We start from the raw sequence: 23,014 nt of genomic DNA, 5'->3' as shown, positions 1-23,014 counted from the left end.
ACTGGTGCGGGGTAACGTACCAAGTCTTAGCGGCGTGCGAAGCCAAACGCGCCTTTTTGTTTCAAATCTGTACAACGGCCTCGCGCTCCGAGGCCGCTTCGCGGGGTCTGTCGATTCGGATCAACGCCTTGCTGGGATTGGCCTGGCGGGTGCTGGTAGGGGCCTGGTGCCGGGTGTCTCACGGTTGAATCAGCCCATCAGGATGCGTTTTGATACGGCGTCCGGGATGTGCCGGATTTGATTCAGATGTGTTCGACACGCTGCGTGCGGTGGCGTACCGATGAGGTTTTTGGCGACGCAAAAGTCTGAGAAAAACCAACAGTGATTCCGCAGACCAGACAGATGGATCCGCGCAGCGCGAGGTTTTACGCGCTTCGCGAAGGGGTGGCTAGATCAGGGAGACGTTCAGCCGTAGAACGTGGCGGATATCGCATTGACCGCGCGAACTTCTCCGGCGGGCGCCGCATATGTTGCATCAGCTTTAAACACGGCATTCGATGCGTGTGCAACCAAACCGTCCGGCGGTGTGAGCGGGATGAGCGGCACGACGCAACGGCGGTTCGGTGGCAGATGGAACCAGTCGTGCGCGGCACGGTAGTGTGTATCAACGATATGAAGGAAGCGCGCAAAACGCCTTGTTTCGATCACGAGCTGCCAGCCGTCGCCGTTACGCTCCGCGGCGACCGTCAAGCCCAGGTCATGCCGTTCGCCAATGCGCCGCTCCGGCAGATGAAACGCTTCCGAGACGATCCGGCCGCTTGCCTTGTCGCGCAGCGTGGCGATCGTCACGTCGTGCGCGCGCGGGCCGAAGCGGTACGCGTGCGTGAAATCGAAGAACTGACCGAGGCACGCGGCCGCGCTCAGACGCTGTGCGCTATGCGGCGCCAGTTCGATAGCGCAGCTTGCGGAGGCGACCTTGACGCTGCCGTCGCGCAGACACAGCAGATCGAGTTGCGCGTGCAAAGGCTGCGCGCGCTCATTGAGCAGATGAATGTCGAGGCCGTTGAGGCCCTCGTCGGTGATCACCACCTGAATGGGTTGCAGCGTTCCGGCAAGGCCGTGCAGGGCGCTTTTAGGCCGTCCTGTGGCATCGATCAAGCCCCAGCCTGCGCCGGGTCGCAAATCCTGAAGCTGCCAGACGAGCGCGCCGCCGCATGACGAGCCGGCGCGTCGCCACTCGGCGAACACGTCTGCCATCAATTCGGCGACCACCGCGCGCGACAGGTCCAGATAACGCTCGGGGTCTTCGTAACGCAGGCGGGCGGGCTCGACGCCATACAACGTTTGCAGATAGTGGTCGCGCACGTCGTCGAAATCCCAGCCTGCGCCGGGATCGCGCGGCACGGTGGCCTTCCAGCGCGGATCGTGCAGATGGGTCGTGCCCAGCGCGTCGCGCAAGGTGGCGTCGTCGGGTACGTTGGCGAAAGCGAGGCATTCGGCGGCAAAGCGCACTTGCGAGCGGCGCACGTCGTCGAGCGGACGCTGATAGGCGCCCACGCCATAGTAGTGAGTGACACCCTCGTTAGTCGAAAACGGCCACACGCCTCCCGATGGCGAGTTGCTCACATACGGCACGTCGGAGCGCTCACGCGCGACGATGGCGGGCAACTGTTCGGTAAAGAGTGGTTGCGCGCGCATTGAAGGCGGCAGGCCGAACATGGCCGCCTGCTGGTCGACCTCGCTGCCGCCGCACAGTACCGCGAGCGAAGCGAAGCGTCGTGTGCGCGTGAGAAACTGGGTGGCCTCGCGCTCGATCGACGCGCTGAATGCGGCATCGTTCGGGTAGTCGAAATTCGCCAACGTGAAGTCTTGCCAGACGAGCATGCCGTATTCGTCGGCAAGCGCGTAAAACGCGTCGGACTCGTACACCATCGTGCCGCCCACGCGCAACATGTTCATGCCCGCATCGCGTGCGAGCGTAAAAGCGCGACGCAATTGCGCCTCGCTACCGCTCAGGGTGACGAGGTCCGCGCTGGTCCAGCATGCGCCACGGCAGAACACGGGCAGGTCATTTACGCGCAATGCGAAGCCCATGCCGTCCGCGCCACGCTCCACTTCAATGCTGCGAAAGCCGACCAGACCCAACGCGTGAGATATCGCGCGCCCGTCATCAAGTTGCAACGACAACGCATATAAAGTGGGTTCGCCGTGCGTGTGCGGCCACCAGCGCTGCACGTGCGGCACGCGCACGCTGCCGGTCAGTGTATATGCATCGCGCCATTGCAAAGACGAAACAGCATCCCCGCATTTAAGTGAAGCGCGGCAGTTCGCATCATGATGTGGATGCAGGAAACGTAGCGTCAACGAAACAAGGCCGTCGTCGCCGTCGAGCCGGCTTGCTATGTCCACGGTGTCGAATGCGTGGGGCGCGTCGCTCAGGAGTTCGACGGGACGCCATGGGCCGACCGCCTGCACCGAAGGACACCAGCCAGGCATATGGCCAAGCAGGGTGGTGCGCACGTTGCGCAAGGTGGGCGGCGATACGAGCCGGGGCCGCCAGCGCGCGCGCGAACGTTTTGCCGCCAATGCCGGCGCGAGAGAGCGGAAGCACAGCGCGAGCGTCGCGCTGCCGTTCAGTTCGATGTCGAGATCGTGCGCGACGAACATCGAATCGGAGTCGAGAAGCCTGATGCCGCCGAGCCAGACTTCGGCGAGCGTGGCGAGCCCGTGCAGGCGCAAGCGGCGTTGGCCGGTGCCTTCGAGTGTGAGCCGATACCAGTGATCGTCGAAGGCGAGCGGTGGCGGATTGGCGAGGTCGAGAAGACCTGCGGCACGCCGCGCGCTCGCCACGGTGCCCGGCACTTGCGCGGCGAGCCAGCCGTGCGCGGGCAAATCGGCGGGCGACGCGCATGCGCCCGCCGCCGTGCTCAAACATTCCCAGCCGATCTCGAGGCGCTGCGGCCAGAGTGTTTGCGATGCCCGCGCCAATGCGGCATTGGTTTGAACGGCATCGCCAGAATCGCCGGCTTCGTGATGAACGTTCGCGAGTACGCCGCTCGCATCGCCATTGTCAGGCACCAGGTCGATCGTCAATGCGTCCACGGCGAGTTCCCGAGAAGTCCGCGAAGCCGTGCGCGGAGCGTCACAGCACCAGCGCGGCGAGCGGCGGCAGCGTCTTTTCGTAAGCGCTTTCGAGCACGTCGAAACAGTCTTCGCACAGATCGCGGCGTCCGCGCGCAATGGCCCGCACGAGCCGGAACTGCATGATCATCGACTCCGAGGCGATGCTCTGCGCCGCGGCCGCAATCGATGCCGGAATCTCGAAGCCTTGTGCGGAAAGCCACAGCAGATACTTCGAGAGGAACTCGAAGTTCGCGCCGAGCTGCCGCATCAGGTTGAACGAGTACGGGTGGAAGAATTTTTCGCCGCGTTCGAGCAGCGTATCGAGATGCGCGGGAAACGCGGCACGCCATGACGAAATCGGATTGGTCAGCGGCCGGCGTCCCAGGTGCGCACACAGTAATTCCGCCGACGCTTCCGCCAATGCGGTGCCTTCGAGCGCGGGCCGCGCCTGCTTGGCGAACTCCACGTAAGGAAACAGCAGGTCGGGCTGCTGCGCGAATTGCGGCAGCTTGCGGAACACGCCGTCGTAGTCCTCGCCGTCGAGCAGGTGATAGCCGGTGTTGTGGAAATAGCCGAGACGGCGCGCGTCGGGATCGATGAAGTCGATGCCCACCGTGGTTTTCGGATGCTCGCGCCGGTACGACGTGGCGCGCGTGTTCGGCAGGTAATAGCCGTCTACTTCCACCAGCACCGTATGGCCGCGCGAAGTCTGCGCGAGCACGCGCGCTTCGAGCGAATCGTAGATGGCCAGTTCCTGCACCTGGGTGCCGTAGAGCCGTTCGAGGTCTTCGAGCGGAAACTTGAAGAACGTGAACTGATCGCCTTCGAAATCCTGCGTGACGGTAAAGCCGAACGCCGCGCGCGGATCGAGCCCGAAGCCGTGCAGCAGTTCGATCCACAGGTCCACGTAGCAGTTCGTTTCTTGCCACACGCGCTCGCCTTGGTGCAGCGCGTGTGGCGCATGCTCGCGCAAACGCGTGGCGGGCGCGGGCGCGGGCGGCGTGGCCGCGGCAACGCCGCCCGCGGCGGACAGATCGACGCGCCGGGTCAGCGGGAAGGCGGTGTGCGCGCCGTTCGGCACGGGTGTCAGCGACGGATTCATACGCGCTCTCCGGCGTCTTGCGCCGCCACGCCTGTTTCTGTCTGCATGGACGCGATGCCGTGCGTCACGCGTGCTTCGGTATCGCCCCACAGCAGCGCGCGCACGTCGTCCGGCCAGGCGTTCACATCGAGCCCGTGATGACGGAACAGCGCGAGCGTGATGCGTTCCATGCCGAAGCCGACGCAGCCCGTATGCGCAACCGTACCGTCGTCGCACTCGATCTTCCAGATCGCGCCGAAGTGTTCCATGTGATAGTTGAACGACAGGCAAGCGGTCTTGCCGCGCGGGTCGGCCACCGGAATCAGCAGTTCGAACTTGAGTGCCTGGGCGCGCTGGCTGTCGGCGACGATCTTGCCGCCGCGGCCGAAGAACGGGTCGTTGGCGAGATCCACTTCGACCGGCAGTTGCAGCAGTTTCACGAGCAGCGAGCCGCGCTCGATCCACATCTGGCGGAATGCCATCACCTGTTCGCCGCTGCCGAGGCGCACATATTCGCGCTGACGGAACATCTGCATGCGGCCGGGATCGAGCGACGGCTCGTGACGGAAGCAATACGACAGCACGTCGATGGTGCGGCCGCTGGCGGGCAGCGGACCGCGTCGCGCCATCACCGGGTAGATCGGATAGCAGGCGGCCGGCGTGAGCACCACGCGGGTCGGTTTCTGCTGCGCCATCCACGAGTCGCTGCGGTCGTCGTCGCTTTCGGTCATGGCGTCGTCGAGCGCGCGCAACAGGCGCCGGTGGCCCATGTCGTCGCCGCAGAACGAGTGGATCGTGCCGGCCAGATTCGGGAAGCTCTTCAGATACTCGCTGTCTTCGAAGTCGGTGCGGCGCATGGCGGGCGGAAAGCGCAGCACTTCGGGCTGCTGGTCCGCGCCCAGATGCGTGATCGCCACGTTCAGACGGTCCACCACGTCCTCGAAAATCTGACTACGGCCGTACAGGCCGTTTTCGCCGGTATCGATCAACAGGCCCGCGGCCAGCAGTTCGTCGCGAAAGCCCGGCGCTTCTGCTGCCTGAGCGGCAGCGGCGAGGGCGGCGGTATCGGTCATCGTGTTCATGTCAGGCTCTCCCCGGGGCGGCAGGACGTTGCGCGAGCAACAGGCTCGCGGTGTTCTGCGCAATGCGGTCGTTGTTGATCATTAGCGGTGCGGAGTACAGGTCGCGTAAATGGCGTCCCACGCTGTACGGTGTGCCGTTCTTGTAGCCCGCCATGCCGCAGATCATCAGCACTTCCTGCACGACCTGCAGCGCGGTGGTGGAGATGCTCGTCTTCAGCGTGTTCATGTCGGAGGCGAAGCCGAGCATGGCCGCGAGCGGCGCATCGGCTTGCGAGCCGCCGTGGCGTGCCTGGTGGGCGGCGCGCGCCGCCTCCAGCGCGACCGCGAGGCGCGCCTGCATCATCTGCAGCAGACCGACCGCTTCGGCGAGGCGCAGGCCGGCCGGCGGAATCTCACCGGGTTTCGAGCGCGCCTGCGCGCGAAAGAACACTTTCGCGCGATTCACCGCGTCGCTGGCCACACCGGTCCAGACCGAGGCCCACAGCGTGTGCGAGACCGGCAGCATGGTCTGATCGGCGATCTCGGCAAAGGGCGTCGGCAGGATCTGTTCGGCCAGACCCGTGGCGACGAGCCGGAAGCCCTCGCTGCAGGTGCCGCGCATGCCCATCGAATCCCAGCCGCCGCGCTTTTCCAATTGCGTGTCGGCGCGCAACGCGACGATCAGCACCTGATCCGCCGCAGCCGACTCGGCGGTGCGGCGGGCCGTGACCAGAACGCCGTCGGCGTGCGCGCCGTAAGAGATCGTCGGTGCGAGCTTTTCGATGCGAAAGCGCGCAGCGTCGAGCTCGACTGCGCATGCACTGGTGCGCATATTGCCGCCGATGGTTTCTTCGGAGGTGGCCGAAGCCAGCAGCCATTGGTTCTCGACCAGTTGCGCGAGCAACTGCCGGTGCCACGCCGAGTCGCTGCCATGCGCCTCGATGCAGGCCACCTGGATCTGATGCATCCCATACACCATCGCGGTGGACGCACAGCCTTGCGCAAGCGTTTCGCAGATCGCGCCGACGTCCGCGAGCGACAGCCCCGCGCCGCCGAATGCGGCCGGCACCATGGCCGAAAGCAGGCGCTCGCGTTTGAGCGCGTCGAACGCTTCGCGCGGAAAGCGTGCCTCACGATCCACCGAATCCGCGAACTGCGCGGCCACTGCGGCGCAGCGTTGCGCCGCCGCGCGCCAGCCGGGTTCGGCGTCGACCGCGCTCAGCACGGCCGGCGGGTCGCCTTCGTCGAGGGCCGGCACCTGGGTAGGGGCGAGCGAAGCCGCCGCATCCAGCAGCGGGGCGTTCATGCTGCCGCCTTCGCCTGTTGCAGTTCGGTTACCGCGGCGGCCATCGAATCGATGCTCGAGAAAAGCCGCCGCGTCAACAAACGGTCTGGAATTTCAATGCCGAATTCGTCTTCGATGGCCAGCATCAGATGCACGGTCGCGAGTGAGGACAAGCCCGCGGCGTACAGGTTGGCGTCGTCGGCGAGGCTCTCCGGCGCGACGTCGAGGCGGGCCGATTCGGAAAGGATGCGTCGCAATGCGGTTTTCATGGTGTGGTCCCCCAGTTGTTCAACGGTCTCGAATGTCGCGGACATCGATCGAACGCACGTGATCGTTTTTGTGTCGATTGCGCGCGGCGCTTGCCGGCTTGGTCGATTTGCCAGCTGCGGCGCGGTCACAGTGATTGCGTGCGGTTTCAGGCGGCGCTTTGCCACGCCGTGCCCGATGTCCCGTATTTAAGAATTGTCAAAGCCCAGCGTCAGTGCGATGGCGCACGGAAACACGCGGTTTGCGGACGTACCGTGTAGCCATCAGAACGGACCGGCGCAGGCAGCCAGGCCGTCGAAGCCGGCGCGTAAAGCCGGTCTCGTTGAACTTATTGACCGCTGGGGAACGTGATGAACTGGAAAACGCTGGAATTCGATCAGCTTTCGGCACGCGAGTTGTATCTGATCCTGCGGGCGCGCAGCGCGGTGTTCGTAGTCGAACAGTCGCATGTCTGTCTGGACGCCGACGGCCGCGACGAAAATGCGTTGCACGTGTTCGCGGTTGAGGACATGGCGCGCTCCATGCCGATTCTCGCTTACGCACGTGTGCAACCCGGCGACGCGGAAGACCCGGAGATCACCATCGACAAGGTCCTGACGAGTCCGCTGCGACGCGGCGACGGCACCGCCGAACTGCTGCTCGAACGCGTGCTGCAGGCAATCGCCGAACGTTGGCCGGGACATGCCACGCGTGTCAGTGCGCCGCTCGGTCTGCGCGGCTTCTACGAGCAATTCGGCTTTCGCAAGACGGAAGGACCTTATCTCGAACATGGCGTGCCATTCATCGGCCTCACACGCCAGGCGCGCGTCAGCCAGCCGCTCTTCGGCGTGCGCCGCCGCGAGCGCGGCGCCGCCGTGCTCGTGAATACGTTCGAGTTGCTGTGATGGGGCGAATGCTCGTCACGCCTTCCAGCGCACAGCTTGCACTCGCGCGACCGACGCCGGACATACCACGCACTTCTCCGGGCGCGGCACCTGCTTTTGCCGCGCCGGCCGCCGGTGCGCGGGCGAGGGGCCTGCGCCATCCACTGCGCCTGCCGCTACTGCTATTTGCGGTGACGTTGGGCTTGGTCGCGCTGCATCAGGGCAGGGTGGTCGAATACTTCTTTCCGCTCGGCGCATTCGGCATTGCATTGTTGTTCTACTGGCGCTCGCCCGCGCATTACCTCGGCTTCGTCTGCTGGCTGTTTTTCCTGACGCCGGAAGTGCGCCGTCTTGCCGACTTCGTCAACGGCTCGTTCAACGATCAAAGCCCGATCATGATCGCGCCTCTGCTCGCGGTCGCGCTCACCGGCCTCACCTTGCTCAAGCACGTCTCGCTGCTGGGGCAGCGTCGCGCGGCGCCGCTCGTGCTGATCGTGATCGCGCTGCTGTACGCGTATGTGGTCGGCATGGCGCAGGTCGGTCCCGCTGCCGCGACCTACACGCTCATCAACTGGCTGTATCCCGTGATGGTGGCGTTTTATCTCACCGTCACATGGCGCCACTATCCCGACTATCACCGCGTGTTGCTGAAGACATTCGTTTATGGCGGACTCCTGATGAGCGTGTACGGCCTGGTCGAATTCGTTTCGCCGATGCCGTGGGACGCGTTCTGGCTGATCGCTTCGAAAATGCAATCCGAAGGGCAACCGGTGCCGTTCGGCATGCGTGTGAGCAGCACGATGAATTCGTGCGGCCCGTTCGCGGTCACGCTCATGACGATTCTGCTGATGTCGCTCGCGGCGCGCGGCAAGGCGCGCATCGTGCTGGGCTGCGTGGGCATTCCCGTGCTGCTGCTCACGAGCGCGCGCAGCACGTGGGGCGGTTTTGCGATCGCGATCGTGTATTCGTTCCTCATGCTCGACGGCAGGAGCCGCATGCGGTTGATGGCCGGCGTGCTTGGGCTCGCCGTGATGGCCGCGCCGCTGATGATGATCGATCAGGTTGCCGAACCGGTGATCCAGCGCTTCAGCACGATGCAGAACCTCGGCGAGGACAACAGCTATCAGGCGCGCGCCGAGTTCTACAAGAGCTTTTTCTCCTCGGCGTTTACCGACATCGCAGGACAGGGGCTCGGCACGATTGGCCTCGGCACCAAGCTCTCCGACGACAAATCATCCGCGGCGAGGGTCGATTTCGACAGCGGCCTGATGGAAGTCCCCTTCGTGATGGGGTGGCCGGGCACGCTGCTCTATGCCACCGGCGTATTCGTGTTGCTCTGGCGCGCGTACCGGGCGAGCCGGCTGCATCCGACCGACCTGCTGGCGATTTCCGGTGTGGGCGTGGCGGTGGCGATTTTCTCGATGATGATTTTCATCAATACGCTGACCTCCGTATCGGGGATGTTTTTCTTTCTCGGTGTGACGCTGCCCGTGATCTCGCTGCGTTATGCGCGTGAACGTCAGGGCGCGGCCGCCGTTGCTTCACTACGGCACAACAAGATATCCAGATGAAGGACACAAGGATGCGAATTCTGATCGTCACCCACGTCGTGCGAAAAAACGACGGGCAGGGGCGGGTCAACTATGAGATCGTGCTGGCGGCGCTCGCCGCCGGTCATGCGGTGACGCTGCTCGCCGCCGAGGCCGCGCCTGAACTGGTGCAGCACCCTCACGTGCATTTCGTGCAGATTCCCACCAGCGGTTTGCCGACCAAGCTGCTTCAGTACCAGATGTTCGCGTGGCGTTGCGGCGCATGGATTCGCGCGCATCGCGACGAATTCGACGTGGTGCATGTGAACGGCTTCATTGCGTGGGCGCGTGCCGATGTCAACGCCGTGCACTTCGTCCACGACGGCTGGTATCGCTGCGGCTTCTATCCGTTCAGGCTGCTGCATAACCTGTATCACGCGTATCAGGTTGTCTACACGTTGCTGAATATCGTGTGCGAAAAGTGGGCGTTCCGGCATGCCGAGGTGATCGTGCCGGTCTCGCAGAAAGTGGCCGGCGAAGTTCGCGCGCTGGGCATCGGCTCGGCACAGGTGCAGGTGATACACAACGGTGTCGATGTCGGCGAGTTCACGCCCGGTACACCGGAGCGGGCCCGTTTCAATCTGCCGCAAGCGCCGTTCATGCTGCTGTTCGCCGGCGACCTGCGCATGTCGCGCAAGAATCTCGACACCGTCCTGCATGCGCTCGTACGCACGTCCCCCGAAGTGCATCTCGCGGTCGCCGGGATTCTGCACAACAGTCCTTACCCCGCGCTGGTGGAATCGCTCGGACTGACGCAGCGGGTTCACTTCACGGACATGGTGATGGACATGCCCGCGCTGATGCGCTCGGTCGATGCGTTCGTGTTTCCCTCGCGCTACGAGCCGATGGGGCTCGTGCTGCTGGAGGCGTTGTCCGCCGGATTGCCGGTCATCACCGTGCGCACCGCGGGCGGCGCGGAAGTGATCGCGCGCGGCAGCGGTATCGTGCTCGACGATCCCAACAACGCCGCCGCGCTTGCCGTGGCGATCGAACATCTCGCCAGAGAGCCGGATTACGCGCGACGCCTTGGGCTCGCCGCGCGCGCGGTGGCCGGCACGTTGAGCTGGCAGGCGATGGCTGAGCGCTATCTGTCCGTCTACGAACAGGTGCATGCACGGCGCGCGGCGCGCGAGTTGCCGGCGGCGCGTGCGACCGCATCGGCGGAACTATGAGCGATACGTCGATCGAATCGCTGCAAATCGGAATGCACTGGTTCAACGAGCGGCCGGGCGGGCTCGACCGCATGTTCAAGGCATTGATCGATACGCTGCCCGAGCAGGGCGTCAATGTGCGCGGCATGGTGGCGGGCACACCGGGCGTGTTCGATGCGTCGGGCGGCCGCGTGCTGGCTTTTGCCGGCGCGCAGTCGCAACTCGGCACGCGGCTGTGGGGTTCGCGCGTGCAGTCGCGCGCGCTGCGCGCCGCGAAGATGCCCGATGTGGTCGCCTCGCATTTCGCGCTCTACGCGGCGCCGACTGTCGGCGTGTTCCGGCGCGTGCCGAAGGTCGTGCATTTTCACGGACCGTGGGCGGCCGAATCGTTTCCGGGCGGTGGTGGCGGCTGGTCGCGCGCCATGCGCGTCGCGCTGGAGCGCTTCGTCTATCGCAGCGGGACACGGCATATCGTGCTTTCGCAGGCGTTTGGCCGGCTGCTTCACGAGAACTACGGCGTGCGTGAGGACAGCATTCGTATCGTGCCGGGCTGTGTCGACGTGGCGCACTTCAATACGCGGGCGACCAGGCGCGAGGCGCGCGGGCGTTTGCGTTTGCCGCAGGACAGGCCGCTGCTCTTTTGCATGCGGCGTCTGGTGTCGCGCATGGGCCTCGAAGACCTGATCGACGCCATGGCGCTCGTCAAGCCGATGATCCCGGACGTACTTCTCATCATCGCCGGCAAGGGGCCGCTGGAAGCTCAGTTGCAGGCGCGCATTGTTTCGCGCGGGCTCGAACGCAATGTCCGGCTGGCGGGTTTCGTGGCCGACGAGAAAGTGCCGCTGTGGTATCGGGCCGCCGATCTTTCGGTGGTGCCGACGGTGTCGCTCGAAGGCTTCGGGCTCACCACGATCGAATCGCTCGCCGCGGGCACGCCGGTGCTGGTGACGCCGGTCGGCGGACTGCCGGAAGCGGTGGCGCCGCTGTCGTCCGAACTGGTACTGCCGTCGAGCGGATTCCGCTCGCTCGGAGAAGGGATTGCCGACGTCCTGCTCGGGCGCCGCGTGGTGCCGGATGCCGAGGCGTGCCGTGCGTATGCGAGCGCGCATTTCGACCGGCCGGTGGTCGCCGCGCAGGTTGCGCGCGTCTATCGCGAAGCGATCAGCGCATTCTGATACGCCTGTGATCATGCGAAGCACCGCACGCAAAACCTTCGAGCGCCTGGTGTGCGTAATCGCCGTGGCCTTGCCTGTGCTGGTGGTGATCGGCGCGGCTGGTTCGGGATGGACGATTCACGGGCCGGCGCTGACTACCGAGGCGGCGGCAGCCATTACCACTCCCAACGCAACCGCAGCCGCAATGACCGTCGCCGCAGCCTCGGCCAGCCGGCCCGCCGCCGAAGTACAGGCGGCGTCCGCCCATCCTTCGCTATCCTACCGAACCTCGTGGATCGGCAATACGTGGGGTTATGCCGATCATCGCTGGATGCAGATCGACGTGCAGGCGCTCGCCGTCACGCCGGATGGCGACGTATTCACGAACGCGCCCTGGGACGAAGGCGGCGGCGAACTCGGCCAGTACCGCAACGGTGAGCTGGTGCGGCACGGCGGCGAGTCGCATGGCTGGGGCATGATGGGCGGCGACGCGATCGCCGTGAACAGCGAGTACGTGTACGTCGCGCAGACCATGGTGAGCCTCGGCAACGAAGAGGCGAAGCACCGCGCGACCCCGCGCGAGGGCGAAGTGTGGACGGGCGTGGCGCGCCGCAGCCGGGCCGACCTACGCGACGGCGTGCCGTTCGCCGGCCAGGTGAAGTTTCCCGCCGGCAGCCGGCTCGCGTATCTGCTGATCTCCACCTATTCCGACAAGACCGACTACGCGGTCCGCGGCCTCGCCGCGGACGACACGCGGCTGTTCGTTTCGAACCTGCTCGATAACCGCGTGCAGGTGTACGACGCGCAAACCATGCAAGCGGTCGGTGCGTTCCCGGTGCCCGAGCCTGGCCGGCTTGCGCTCGCTTCCGACGGCTCGTTGTGGGCCATTGAGAACAGCCGCACGGACAGCGCGCGGCGCGTCGTTCACCATGCACGCGATGGCGCCCGTCTGGGCGAACTCGCATTGCCCGACGGCGTGGTGCCCGTAGACCTGACGGTCGACGCGCGCGGGCGCCTGTTGATCGCCGACAACGGCGTGCGCCAGCAGATCCTGATCTTCACGGCGGTCCCCGGCGCGACGACTCAGCAGGGAGCGGGCATGCAATTGTCGGCGAGCTTCGGACAGGAGGGCGGCATCTACGCGGGCCGGGCCGGCGCGCCGGGGCCACGGCGCTTCAACGGGCTGACGGGAGTGGGCGTGGACCGCGGCGGCAACGTCTATGTGTCGATGAACGGCGCGGGTCCGCGCCCGTTCGGCACGGGTCCGAGCACCTACGACGGCGCGCTGCTCGAAAGCTATACGCCCGATGGCAAACAGCGCTTCAGTCTGCAGGGACTGTTATTCGTCGACGGCGCGCAGTTCGTGGATGGCGAGCCGCCTTCGGTGTACAGCGGCAGCAAGCGCTTCACGCTCGATCTTTCGCGGCCACTCGGGCAGGAGTGGGCGTATGCCGGCTACACCGCGGACCGTTTCCGTTATCCGTACGATCCATATTTTCATCTGTATCTCGGCGGCCAGCGGGGCATGCCGATGGTGCGCGACGTGCGCGGTCACCGTCTGCTCTTTACGACCGACATGTACTCCTCGTATCTGCGGATCTATCGTTTCGCCGACGACCGCGAGACCGCGATCCCCGCAGGGCTCTTCTCGCAGTCGCATATCGACGGCGCGTGGCCGCCCAATCAGCCGCGGCAAGGCGAATGGATCTGGCGCGATACGACGGGCAAGGGCGACTTCTCTCCACAGGCATTCGACCAGAACATTCGCAACGCCGACGCGCCGCAAATGCGCGGCTGGTGGGTAGATAGCCGCGGCGATATCTGGCAGGGCACCGAATCGCAGGGCATACGCTGCTTTCCGCTGCAGGGCTTCGATCGTGTCGGCAATCCGATCTACCGCTACTCGGCGATGCGGCAGTATGCGCCGCCCGCGCCGTTCTACCGGGTCGCGCGCCTGAATTATTTCCCCGATGAAGACAGCATGTTCGTCTCCGGCTCGACACCCGCGCATCCATTCGTTCAGGAGAACTGGAATGGCGCGGGTTCGCAGTTGGCTCGTTACGACCACTGGAAAAGCGGCAAGCCCGTGCTGCGCTATGTGATCGGCTTACCCGATCGCGGCGCGCCGGACTGGTCGTCGATCAGCGGCTTTACCGTGGCGGGCGACTACGTGTTCGCCGTCGAAACGCGCGGCGCCGTGGTGCGTGTGTACGACCGCGCGAGCGGACGCGACGTCGGCCGCCTCTCGCCGGGCAAGGAAGTCGGCTCGACGAGCGGCTGGGTCGACGTGCCGATGCCGATGACCGCGCATCGCCTCGCCTCGGGCGAATACCTCGTGCTGGTGGAGGAAGACGCCTACGGCAAGGCGCTGATGTACCGCTTCACGCCGCCCTCGGCGCCGCTTGCAGCGGCTGCCCCTCATTCAACGACTGTTGCGCGGACTCCATGAAAATCATTCACCTCGCCAATCACGCGCAATGCGTCGGCAATGGCATCGTCAACGTGATGGTCGACCTAGCCTGCCTGCAGGCGCGCGCCGGCCACGACGTGACGGTGGCCTCGGCGGGCGGCGGCTTTGAAGCGCTACTGGCGCGGCACGGCGTGCGTCACGTGCTGTTGCCGCAATCGCCCAGACCGTCGCGTGTCGCGAGCATGGTGGCGGGCTTCAGACGGCTGGTCGCGCAGGTCGATCCCGACGTCGTGCACGCGCACATGATGACCGGCGCGTTGATCGCTCGCGTGAGCGCGCTGCGGCGGCGCTACGTGCTGATCACCACGGTGCACAACGAGTTTCAGCGCAGCGCCACGCTGATGGGCGTCGGCGATCACGTGGTGGCGGTCAGCGATGCAGTGGCCGCGGCGATGGCGCGGCGCGGCATTGCGCCGGCGCGCCTGAGTGTCGTGCGTAATGGCACGATCGGCACGCCGCGCCTCGCCGACACGCCGGTGCCCGCGCAACCGCAACTGGCGCATCCGTGCGTCGTCACGGTGTCGGGCATGTATGAGCGCAAGGGGATCGGCGATCTGCTGCATGCCTTCGCGCTGCTGCGCGAGCGCGTGCCGCACGCGGTCCTGTATCTCGTCGGCGACGGTCCGGATCGCGGTGCCATGGAAGCGCTGGCTCGGCAACTGGGTGTCGCCGCTCAGGTGCGTTTCGAAGGTTTTGTCGCTGACCCGCGTGCGTATCTCGCGCAGGCCGACGTGTTCGTGCTCGCCTCGCACTACGAGGCGGCCGGCCTCGTGCTGTGTGAAGCGCGTGAATTAGGTAGGGCGATCGTGGCGACGCGCGTGGGCGGCATTCCCGAGATGCTCGACGGCGGCGAAGCCGGCGTGCTCGTGCCGGTGCAGGACCCGACTGCGTTGGCGCAGGCGCTCGGGCATCTGCTGAGCGCGCACGATGCGCATGCGGCGCTGTCCGCACGCGCGCTCTGCAAGCTCGACAAATTCAGCGTGCAGCAGGTGAGCGACGGCTATCTGTCGATCTACGAACGCACTTTGGCGAGCTGCCAGCCGCGCCGCTTTGCGAGCATCGCCACACGCGGTATGACGGCGGTTGCACGAGTAGTGCCGGACACTGTCACGCACTCGAGCTCGATCTGAAAGAGCGGGCCGCGCTCAGCAGCGGTCCGCTTCAGTCCTATGGACTAGCTGGTGGTGGACGGCGTAAAGCGCGCCCAGAGCTTGCCGACCAAGCCGCGAAGCTCGCTCGACCCGTGCAACGATAGCCCCAGGTTCGCGAGGGCCAGCACGAGTGCCGCGACGATGAGCGTCGGCACCGCGCTGATCGAATCGGCGAGCGCGACTGCTACTAGCAGGAACGCGAGGTGGGCCAGCATATTGCGTACGATGGACCACACGTGCAGCCGCGCGAACACCAGCAGCACCGCGTAGTCGAATAGCGCTTTCAGCGTGACGACGACACCCGCGCCCATGATCCCGAACCAGTGAATCCCGCACCACAGCGCGCCGGCGAATACCGGCAATTCGAGCCAGCTCACCGTGGCGACGGCGGCCGGGCTGGTCTGCGCCTGGATCAGAATTCCTAGAATGCCGCACTGGCCGCTCAGCCATACGCCGAGCACGAGCACGCTGGCAACCGGCGCGGCGGCCGCGACCGTCGGCCCCAGCCAGAGCAGGAGGAAAGGCTTGAGTGCGAATAGCGCGACGATCACGCACGGCGTGAACGCGCCGTTGAGAAACGCGAGGGCGCTATGCGCCAATGCGTCCGCATCCGCGCGGGACACGGCCGACAGGCGTGGGAACAGTGTGCGCACCATCGCGATGGGCAGCAGATTCAGGCGCGTAATCAGGTTCTGCGGCGTTGCGTAATACGTCACGTAGCGCGCGCCGAGCAGCGCGCCCACCAGCACCCGGTCGAGTGTCGACGCAATCATGTTGGCGCCGGAAAACATCAGCATCCAGCGGCCATAGCGGAAGAGTTCGGTCATCACATGCCATTGCGGCATCCGCACGCGGCGAATCCCGAGCGCGCGAAATGCGGCCGCGCCGAGCATCAGGCCGGCCACGAGGCGCGCCACCACCGCCGCCGGAATCACCACCGCGAGCGAGGGCGAAAAGCAGAAGATCGCCGCTAGCGGCAGTAACTGGAACAGCGCCGTGCCCAGTGTCTGGTTGATGTTGAAGCTGGTGAAGCGCTCCACGCCGTTGATGGCGCCGGCAAACACCCATGAGACGTTGGCGATCGGCACGGCCACCGCGATCCACGGCAGGCTCGCCATCACTTCGCGCTGGAAGGCGGGTTCGATCTTCACGCCGTGCGTGATATAGACGACCGTGCCCACGTAAATGAGAAGGCCGCCCACAATGCCGGTGCCCAGATTCATGAACCACGCGCTCCAGAAGATGCGCTCGATCGAATCGTCCGTGGCGGCGCGCGCTTTGGATATCTGATTTTCGGTTGCGAGACTCGTGCCGAGATCCAGCACGCTGAAGTAGCCGATCAGGGTCCACACCAGATTGATCACGCCGTATCGTTCGACGCCCATCAGGTGAATATAGGCGGGCACGGTGACGAGGGAGATAAACGTTGGAGCGATCGCCCCGGCGAAATTGATGACGATGTTCCTGACGATACTTCTTTCCATGGTGCGCTTTTCCGGCGTCTGAATTCCTGCAATGGTGTGGTCCGTTCTGGCCGCTGTCGGTGCGCAGTCGCACTCTGCAGCGCGCTTGACACGGCGGTGTCGGCCCGTCGCAGGTTTCGATGTTGCCCTGGCCCCTGGCGCGTCTATGTGTGTGCCCGTACAGATACTTGCCATCCGGCGAGGTTAAATGCAAATCATCAGAAGGTAATGCCGCGCGGCTGGGTTGTTGCTGCGTAATCATCGAACGGGGTTTGACAATGAAACGTGCCGGATTCGAGCGCTGCTCGTCGGCCAGAATGCAACGGGACCTGGGCGCGAGCGGTTTGCGGGGCATCCATGGCTGAGCGCATCGACGAACAGGGCGGGAGCGGCGCGCGTGAACTGGATGCGCGGCTCATCTCCATCTGCATTCCCACCTGCAACCGGCCTGCGTTGCTCGAGCAGGCCATCGACAGTTGCCATGCGCAGACTTATGGCGAGTTCGAAATCGTGATCGGCGACGACTCGACCGACGACAGCGCGCGGCATGTCGTGGAACGCTGCCGCTTGCGCAGCGACCGGCCCATTCGTTACGAACGCAACGTGCCCCGGCTCGGTCAGGCGTCCAATGTGAATCGCCTGTTCGCGCGTGCTCGCGGCGCCCGGCTCGTGCTCCTGCACGACGACGATCTGCTGGAACCGCATGCGTTGAATCGTCTCGATGCATGCTGGCGAACCTCCCCCGACCTGACAGCGGCGTTCGGCAAGCAGCGCGTGATCGCCGACGACGGCACGCCGCGCCCCGAAGCCAGCGAACGCCTGAATCGCGATTACCGGCGCGTGCCCGAGCGTGCCGGCCGTTTGCCCATACCGGCGCTAGCCGGCATCGACCAGATGTTCCCGAACAACGGTTTTCTGGTCGATACGTTGGCGGCACGCCGCATTGGGTATCGCCCGGCCGCCGAAGTCGGCGAAGCATGCGACTTCGATTTCGGCTTGCGGCTCAGCGTCGACGCAACGGCGATCTGCTTCGTGAACGAGTGCGTCTCGGTATCGCGCGAAACGGCGCTGTCGATTTCAACGCATGCGTTGCCCGCGATGCACGCGTTTGCGCAACTGCGCGAGAGCCATGTTCCGGCTGCGGCACAGGCCGCGCGTAATGATGCATTGCGCCGCGTGGCGCCGCGCGCGGCCTCCGCCTATGCGCGAGCCGGCGAGCCCGCTGCCGCGTGGCGTGTGCTGCTGTCGAAGCATTACCCGATGCGCGACAGACTGCGCGCGCGGTTCTTCTATCACTTGCTGCTCGCCGCGCGCTCGACGTTCGCGCTGCGTGCGCCGCACGGCAACTGACTACGCCGGCCGTTTCCGATCACCCGCATCGGGTGGATCGAGCGGGATCAAGCGGGATCACGCTCATTCGCCAATTAATCGGACTCCGAGACAATGTGGCAGGACGTACATATGAGTCATGCGACGTTTGTTGTAATGCGTTGAAAGGGAGGACCCCGTGAGGAGCATAGCGTGAGGCCAGTAGTCTTCGATGGCCAGTTCGGCTGGTTGCATCCGGCGAGTGGGCCGGACGGGCTGGTGTTGTGCTATCCGTTCGGCTACGACGCACTGTGCACGTATCGCGGCATGCGCAGGCTGGCCGAGGGGCTCGCCGCGCGCGGCATGCCGGTGCTGCGTTTCGATTATCCGGGCACGGGCGATTCGGCAGGTGAGGCGAGTGAACCCGGCCGCTGGCGCGCGTGGATCGACAGCATCAAGCAAGCCGTGGCATTGCTGCGCGAATCGTCCGGTGTCGAACGCGTGACGTTGTGCGGATTGCGGCTCGGCGGCACGCTCGCGGCGCTCGCCGCTCAGGAACTCGGCGGGGTGGACGGCCTCGTGCTGCTCGCGCCGGTCCTGTCGGGTAAGAACTACCAGCGCGAGCTGCGCGCGCATTATCGTCAATGGCTGTCGATTCCGGCTGCGATGGACTGCGTGCCCGAGCCGGATACCGACGCATTCGTCGAGGCGTACGGCTTTCGCCTCTATCAGGATACGTTGGAGAGTCTGCGTGCGGTCGATCTGAAACGCGACGCACCGCGGCCGGCCGGTCGCGTGCTCATGCTCGATTCGCTGGACCCCGCGCGAGTCGACGCGCTGGCTGCGCATTACCGCGAGCAAGGCGTCGACGTTGAACGGCAGCCTTTCGATGAGTACAGCAGGTTCATGATGGAATCGCTCGATAGTGAGATTCCGCAGTCCGCGTTTCAGTCGATAGAGAACTGGTTGGCGGATGGCGCGGCTCATGCGATCGCATCCGGGCGTGCGGCCACGGTCAGCGATACCCATGGCAGCGCGCCACACACTTCTGATCGCGAGACGACCCACGTGGTCGAGTCTGGCGTGGTTGAAACGCCGGTATGGCTCGACGGCGGCAGGCTGTTCGGCATCTATTGCCGGCCTGAAGTTCACGGCGCCGTTACTGCGCCAGCGGCGCTGCTGCTGAATACAGGGGCGGTCTCGCGAATCGGCAATGCGCGGCTTGGCGTGCGCTTTGCCAGGCGTCTCGCGCGACAAGGCATTGCTTCGCTACGAGTCGATCTCGGTGGTCTGGGCGACAGCATGCCATCGTTGGATGCGTTGAGCCTCGACGCGCTGTACGCGCAGTCGGGTGTCGACGACGCCGCCTGTGCGGCGCGCTGGCTGACAGCGCAGGGCCATCGCGGCGCGGTGCTGCTCGGCATCTGCGCAGGCGCTTACGTCGGCCTGCATGCGGCGGCACGCGAACCGGCGGCGCTCGGCGCGGTGCTGGTGAATTTGCAGAAGTTCACGTGGCAGAACATCTGCGACGCGCATGGCAAGCCGACCGTCGCGGTCGCGGCTTTTGGTTCGACACGCAGCTATCTGCGCTCGATGTGCGAGCCGCGCAAATGGCTTCGCGTGCTGAAGGGACAGACGGGCGGATGGCCGGTCGCGCGCGAACTCGCGGGACGCTTCGCTGCGCGGTTCGGCGCGACGCTTGCCGATCGGATCGAACGTATTTGCGGCATTGAACTCGGTGCACAGGAAGAACGGAGCCTCCTCGCCGCAGTGGACGCGCACGGTGTCGAGACACGGCTCCTCTTCGGAGTGCTCGACGAAGGCGTCGAAGAACTCGAGCGCCATTTCGGCGTGCGTGGCGCGCGGCTGCAGCGCTTCAGGCACATTCGCGCGGCGTTTTGCGAGCACACCGATCACGCGATCCTGTCAGCCAGCGCGCAGGAAAACGTGATGTCGTATTTCGAAACGTTCTATCGCGACACTTTCAATGAGCGGCGCGTGCCCGACGCCGTCACCGCCCGCGAGCCGCTCGCGAGGCGCGCCGGTGGGCGACGCGCGCGGGCCACGCAATGGCTTGTCAAGCGTGCGCGCGCGTTTCGTTTATTCGGGCAAGCGTGATGCCTGCGCCTGAATTGTCGGCTGACGTGTAGACACGGCGTCACGCAACGGCTCGACAACCCGGGCAAGATTCCGCTGGAAATAATCGAGGTGCAATCGGGCGGGTATCTCGGTGAAGACGACATCGTCCGTTTCGACGACCAGTACGGTCGCGATCAGGAGAACTGCCATGCAGGCGAGGGTACGTCACGCTGAAACGCCGCAGCCCGCGCAGGCCGCTTTCGACGAGCAGCGCTTTCGCCGTGCATTGGGGCGCTTCGCGACCGGGGTCGTGGTGATCTCGACCGGCAGCGGCGACAGTCTGCACGCGATGACCGCCAATGCCTTCATGTCGGGTTCACTCAAGCCGCCGCTCGTCGTCGTCTCGGTCGGACACCAGGCGCGTATGCACGAGCGTCTGATGGACAGCGCGTTTTTCGGCGTGAGCGTGTTGTCCGAGGCGCAGGAGCCGCATAGCCGCCACTTCGCCGGTGAGCCGCAAAGCTGGCTCGCGCCGCGCTTCGCGGCGCGCGTGGTGGACCGGCATCCGTGCGGCGACCATACGTTGTTCGTCGGCGAGGTGCTGGTGTTCTCTCTGGATGAGCACGCGCCCCTGATTTTTTTCGGCGGACGCTACGGATCCGTGTCGGCTCAGGATGGCGCACTGAACTCGCCGCCGCTCGCGGCGACTACGCGTTGATGCGAATGCCAACCGTCGCTTTCCGCCAGTCCGTATCCGCCTCGATCGTTGCAGATCAGACAATTCGTCTCGCAACGTGCGTCTTCGCACTATGTAAATTTCACGACGCAGGCACGCTTGAAACGCAAGCTTATGGCCCGTCAAGATATGCGGCGTTTCACGGAAGAAACAATTCTTCAGAGGGATAACCCTCTCAGGAAGTGTCCCAACTGGCGCAAGCGTTTTGAAGCTAGCAACGTATCGTAGAACAACATTGTCACACCAATAAAACGACACACAGGGCCGCTCGATCAACAGGCTACGCGGGGGCAAACACCGCTTCGGGGAGAGTGTGATGGAACACGCAAACAAAGATCGATCGCTCGTGAGCAAAGTCATGGATGGACTGGTCACGGGCATCGTCGAAGAGAAGTACGGCGCCATACTGCCACCGCAGGATGTGCTGTCGAAGGAGTTCGACGTCAGCCGCACCGTCATGCGCGAGGCGCTGTCGATGCTGCTCGCGCGCGACATGCTGGACGTGCGGCCAAAGATCGGCACGCGCATCCGGCCGATGAGCGATTGGCGCATGATCGACGAGGACGTCGTGCAATGGCGTTTTCGCGCGAAACCCGATCCGCTGTTTCTGCGCGACGTGATCGAGTTTCGCATCCTGATCGAACCGCGCGCGTCGGCGCAGGCGGCCGCACGCGGCAGCGCGGCGGATATCGCCGCGATTCGCGAGGCGTTCGAGGCGTTCCGCGGTATTCGGCCAGGCGAGCCGGGCTATCAGGAAGCCGACGAACTGTTCCATACCCGTATCGTGGTGGCGAGCGGGAACCAGTTCTTCAAGCAGATGGCGGCGATCATTCGCGGCGCGCTATCGACCGTGAACCCCATCGTCACCGACCGGGACGGGCTGTGGGAAACGGCGGTGAGTTCGCATCAGCGCGTGGTCGAAGCGATTGAACGGCGCGATCCGAAGGAAGCGGAAATCGCCTCGCTCGCCATGATCGACTACACCGCGGAAGAAGTCGGCAGCCAGTTTTCTGCGGACCCGCCGGCGCACGGCTGAGCGCGACCGCCGCGGCGGCACGTCGGATTCTGGTTTTTTCCTTGTGAGACTGCGCAGCACGAAAAGGCGCGAGTTCAGCCCTACGCGAGAGCGTGTGGCATGCGCGACAATAGCGCCTGTTCTGAACTGCATGGACTCGAAGGAACGATGACAATCGCAACGCGGGAAGCCTCGCCGGACGGCATGGTCCGCTGGGGAATCGTCGGGACGGGCCGCATTGCCCGTCGCTTCGCTCAAGGACTCGCTCATGTGCCACAGGCGCAACTGACCGCGCTGTGGTCACGCCGCGCGGAACCGGCCACGGCTTTCGCCGAGGAGTTCGGCGGCGAGGTTTGCGCGAGTTTCGAGGCGCTGCTCGCAAGCGGTATCGACGCGCTCTATATCGCCACTGTCCAGGACAGTCACGCCGGCTACGCGATCGCCGCGCTGCAAGCCGGTCTGCACGTACTGTGCGAAAAACCCGCCACCATCAATCAGCCGCAACTCGAGCGCGTGCTCGACGCCGCGCGCGCCGCGCAACGGCTCTTCATGGAAGCCATGAAGCCGCCGTTCTATCCGCTGTACAGAAAGTTGCGCGCGCATCTAAGCGCCGACCCGATCGGCACGGTGGGGCTGGTGCGGGCCGGTTGCTCAGTGCCGGGCGTGCCGGACGATCACCCGTCGCTGTCGTTCGAGCATGCGGGTGGCGCGCTGCTCGATATCGGGATCTACGAGATGTTTCTCGCCGTCGACTGGTTGGGCGCGCCGCATGAGGTGCAGACGCTCGGACGGCTCGGCAAGACCGGCGTCGATACCTTTGCAAGCCTGAACAGCCGGCACGAGAGCGGCATCGCCCAGCTGTTCTGCGGGCTCGATCTGCACGGCAAAGGCGATGCGTTGTTGATGGCGAGTCATGGCCACGTCACGATTCATGAGCCGTGGTGGAACCCGTCGCGCGCGACGATCCGCTATGCCGATGGACGCGTGATCGAACTCGACGAGCCGTTCGAAGGCGGTGGCCTGAACTACGAGACGGCGCACTTCTGCGAACTGATCCGGGCGGGGCAGGTGGAAAGCCCGGTGATGCCGCATGCCAAGTCGTTGCAGATGATCGCGATGGCCGACGCGGCGCGCGCGGCGCTCGGGCTGAAGTTCGCCGGGGAGTGAGCGCGGGTTGGGCATGCGGCGACCCGCAGGCGCCGCGTTATCCGGCGCTTATCCGGGCGGATGCCTTCTGGGTGCGCCCTGTGCATCCCGGCGCTTCGGTGCGCCGCCGTG

General features: G+C 65.1%; 17 protein-coding genes and 1 pseudogene. 12 read left to right on the top strand and 6 right to left on the bottom strand.

Translation table 11 applies throughout. The annotated features are described in order from the left end of the window. Nucleotides 1-405: 405 nt before the first annotated feature. Genes BLW71_RS07835 through BLW71_RS07815 form a run of 5 tightly spaced genes read right to left on the bottom strand, consistent with a single transcriptional unit; the run spans nt 406 to nt 6,759 of the window. Nucleotides 406-3,042, bottom strand: a complete 2,637-nt coding sequence (locus tag BLW71_RS07835) for a glycosyl hydrolase 2 galactose-binding domain-containing protein (RefSeq protein WP_091794725.1) — start codon at nt 3,040-3,042, stop codon at nt 406-408. A gap of 40 nt (nt 3,043-3,082) precedes the next feature. Then, nucleotides 3,083-4,165 (bottom strand): DUF1839 family protein, encoded by a 1,083-nt coding sequence (locus tag BLW71_RS07830; RefSeq protein ID WP_091794722.1) that lies wholly within the window; start codon nt 4,163-4,165, stop codon nt 3,083-3,085. Then, nucleotides 4,162-5,226: an amino acid--[acyl-carrier-protein] ligase gene (locus BLW71_RS07825; RefSeq protein ID WP_091794719.1), complete on the bottom strand. Its 1,065-nt coding sequence runs from the start codon at nt 5,224-5,226 to the stop codon at nt 4,162-4,164. The genes BLW71_RS07830 and BLW71_RS07825 overlap by 4 nt, the downstream gene beginning before the upstream one ends. A 1-nt stretch (nt 5,227) precedes the next feature. Further along, the gene (locus BLW71_RS07820) at nt 5,228-6,511 is read right to left on the bottom strand and encodes an acyl-CoA dehydrogenase family protein (RefSeq protein WP_091794716.1); all 1,284 of its coding nucleotides are present in this window, start codon (nt 6,509-6,511) and stop codon (nt 5,228-5,230) included. Continuing rightward, nucleotides 6,508-6,759, bottom strand: a complete 252-nt coding sequence (locus tag BLW71_RS07815) for an acyl carrier protein (protein WP_091800578.1) — start codon at nt 6,757-6,759, stop codon at nt 6,508-6,510. The genes BLW71_RS07820 and BLW71_RS07815 overlap by 4 nt, the downstream gene beginning before the upstream one ends. 348 nt (nt 6,760-7,107) lie before the next feature. Between BLW71_RS07815 and BLW71_RS07810 the strand changes: the two genes are divergently transcribed. From BLW71_RS07810 to BLW71_RS07785, 6 genes are read left to right on the top strand one after another with little or no spacing between them, the layout of a single operon-like run. Continuing rightward, nucleotides 7,108-7,641, top strand: coding sequence for a GNAT family N-acetyltransferase (locus tag BLW71_RS07810; RefSeq protein WP_091794713.1), 534 nt, complete (start codon nt 7,108-7,110; stop codon nt 7,639-7,641). Further along, nucleotides 7,641-9,191: an O-antigen ligase family protein gene (locus tag BLW71_RS07805; RefSeq protein ID WP_091794711.1), complete on the top strand. Its 1,551-nt coding sequence runs from the start codon at nt 7,641-7,643 to the stop codon at nt 9,189-9,191. The genes BLW71_RS07810 and BLW71_RS07805 overlap by 1 nt, the downstream gene beginning before the upstream one ends. 11 nt (nt 9,192-9,202) lie before the next feature. Beyond that, nucleotides 9,203-10,381, top strand: a complete 1,179-nt coding sequence (locus BLW71_RS07800) for a glycosyltransferase family 4 protein (RefSeq protein WP_091794708.1) — start codon at nt 9,203-9,205, stop codon at nt 10,379-10,381. Continuing rightward, the gene (locus tag BLW71_RS07795; protein ID WP_091794705.1) at nt 10,378-11,535 is read left to right on the top strand and encodes a glycosyltransferase family 4 protein; all 1,158 of its coding nucleotides are present in this window, start codon (nt 10,378-10,380) and stop codon (nt 11,533-11,535) included. Before BLW71_RS07800 ends, BLW71_RS07795 begins: the two co-directional genes overlap by 4 nt. A 13-nt stretch (nt 11,536-11,548) precedes the next feature. Beyond that, nucleotides 11,549-13,963, top strand: coding sequence for an NHL repeat-containing protein (locus tag BLW71_RS07790; protein ID WP_091794701.1), 2,415 nt, complete (start codon nt 11,549-11,551; stop codon nt 13,961-13,963). Further along, nucleotides 13,960-15,114 carry a glycosyltransferase family 4 protein gene (locus BLW71_RS07785; RefSeq protein WP_091794698.1) on the top strand — a complete coding sequence of 385 codons (1,155 nt, stop codon included), beginning with the start codon at nt 13,960-13,962 and terminating at the stop codon, nt 15,112-15,114. The genes BLW71_RS07790 and BLW71_RS07785 overlap by 4 nt, the downstream gene beginning before the upstream one ends. 44 nt (nt 15,115-15,158) lie before the next feature. Here BLW71_RS07785 and BLW71_RS07780 read toward each other — a convergent pair whose 3' ends face one another. Next, nucleotides 15,159-16,619 carry an oligosaccharide flippase family protein gene (locus BLW71_RS07780; RefSeq protein ID WP_091794695.1) on the bottom strand — a complete coding sequence of 487 codons (1,461 nt, stop codon included), beginning with the start codon at nt 16,617-16,619 and terminating at the stop codon, nt 15,159-15,161. A 336-nt stretch (nt 16,620-16,955) separates the two neighbouring features. Here BLW71_RS07780 and BLW71_RS07775 point away from each other — a divergent pair, with 336 nt between their 5' ends. The 6 genes and pseudogenes from BLW71_RS07775 (at nt 16,956) to BLW71_RS07750 (ending at nt 22,903) form a co-directional block, all read left to right on the top strand. After that, complete coding sequence (locus tag BLW71_RS07775) at nt 16,956-17,948, top strand: glycosyltransferase family 2 protein (RefSeq protein WP_091794692.1); 993 nt, start codon at nt 16,956-16,958, stop codon at nt 17,946-17,948. A 171-nt stretch (nt 17,949-18,119) separates the two neighbouring features. Beyond that, nucleotides 18,120-20,024: a serine aminopeptidase domain-containing protein gene (locus BLW71_RS07770; protein ID WP_091794690.1), complete on the top strand. Its 1,905-nt coding sequence runs from the start codon at nt 18,120-18,122 to the stop codon at nt 20,022-20,024. A 36-nt stretch (nt 20,025-20,060) separates the two neighbouring features. Beyond that, nucleotides 20,061-20,219, top strand: a pseudogene (locus BLW71_RS07765) (hypothetical protein); the annotation flags it as partial. Then, nucleotides 20,194-20,703, top strand: a complete 510-nt coding sequence (locus tag BLW71_RS07760; RefSeq protein WP_091794688.1) for a flavin reductase family protein — start codon at nt 20,194-20,196, stop codon at nt 20,701-20,703. The pseudogene BLW71_RS07765 and the gene BLW71_RS07760, both read left to right, overlap by 26 nt. A gap of 334 nt (nt 20,704-21,037) precedes the next feature. Continuing rightward, entirely contained in the window at nt 21,038-21,757 is a 720-nt protein-coding gene (locus BLW71_RS07755) for a FadR/GntR family transcriptional regulator (RefSeq protein ID WP_091794686.1), read from the top strand. Between the two features lie 147 nt (nt 21,758-21,904). Beyond that, nucleotides 21,905-22,903, top strand: a complete 999-nt coding sequence (locus tag BLW71_RS07750; RefSeq protein WP_091800575.1) for a Gfo/Idh/MocA family protein — start codon at nt 21,905-21,907, stop codon at nt 22,901-22,903. The last annotated feature ends 111 nt before the right edge of the window (nt 22,904-23,014 follow it).

The organism is Burkholderia sp. WP9 (assembly GCF_900104795.1).
Classification (GTDB): Bacteria; Pseudomonadota; Gammaproteobacteria; order Burkholderiales; family Burkholderiaceae; genus Paraburkholderia.
The sequence above is the reverse complement of the archived record's forward strand: the minus strand, read 5'-3'. Positions and strand labels throughout refer to the sequence as shown.

Excerpts from the sequence above, each read along its gene's own strand:
- BLW71_RS07830 (WP_091794722.1), bottom strand. The coding sequence starts at position 4,165 with ATGAATCCGTCGCTGACACCCGTGCCGAACGGCGCGCACACCGCCTTC.
- BLW71_RS07825 (WP_091794719.1), bottom strand. The coding sequence starts at position 5,226 with ATGAACACGATGACCGATACCGCCGCCCTCGCCGCTGCCGCTCAGGCA.
- BLW71_RS07820 (WP_091794716.1), bottom strand. The coding sequence starts at position 6,511 with ATGAACGCCCCGCTGCTGGATGCGGCGGCTTCGCTCGCCCCTACCCAG.
- BLW71_RS07815 (WP_091800578.1), bottom strand. The coding sequence starts at position 6,759 with ATGAAAACCGCATTGCGACGCATCCTTTCCGAATCGGCCCGCCTCGAC.
- BLW71_RS07810 (WP_091794713.1), top strand. The coding sequence starts at position 7,108 with ATGAACTGGAAAACGCTGGAATTCGATCAGCTTTCGGCACGCGAGTTG.
- BLW71_RS07805 (WP_091794711.1), top strand. The coding sequence starts at position 7,641 with ATGGGGCGAATGCTCGTCACGCCTTCCAGCGCACAGCTTGCACTCGCG.
- BLW71_RS07800 (WP_091794708.1), top strand. The coding sequence starts at position 9,203 with ATGCGAATTCTGATCGTCACCCACGTCGTGCGAAAAAACGACGGGCAG.
- BLW71_RS07795 (WP_091794705.1), top strand. The coding sequence starts at position 10,378 with ATGAGCGATACGTCGATCGAATCGCTGCAAATCGGAATGCACTGGTTC.
- BLW71_RS07790 (WP_091794701.1), top strand. The coding sequence starts at position 11,549 with ATGCGAAGCACCGCACGCAAAACCTTCGAGCGCCTGGTGTGCGTAATC.
- BLW71_RS07785 (WP_091794698.1), top strand. The coding sequence starts at position 13,960 with ATGAAAATCATTCACCTCGCCAATCACGCGCAATGCGTCGGCAATGGC.
- BLW71_RS07780 (WP_091794695.1), bottom strand. The coding sequence starts at position 16,619 with ATGGAAAGAAGTATCGTCAGGAACATCGTCATCAATTTCGCCGGGGCG.
- BLW71_RS07775 (WP_091794692.1), top strand. The coding sequence starts at position 16,956 with ATGGCTGAGCGCATCGACGAACAGGGCGGGAGCGGCGCGCGTGAACTG.
- BLW71_RS07760 (WP_091794688.1), top strand. The coding sequence starts at position 20,194 with ATGCAGGCGAGGGTACGTCACGCTGAAACGCCGCAGCCCGCGCAGGCC.
- BLW71_RS07755 (WP_091794686.1), top strand. The coding sequence starts at position 21,038 with ATGGAACACGCAAACAAAGATCGATCGCTCGTGAGCAAAGTCATGGAT.
- BLW71_RS07750 (WP_091800575.1), top strand. The coding sequence starts at position 21,905 with ATGACAATCGCAACGCGGGAAGCCTCGCCGGACGGCATGGTCCGCTGG.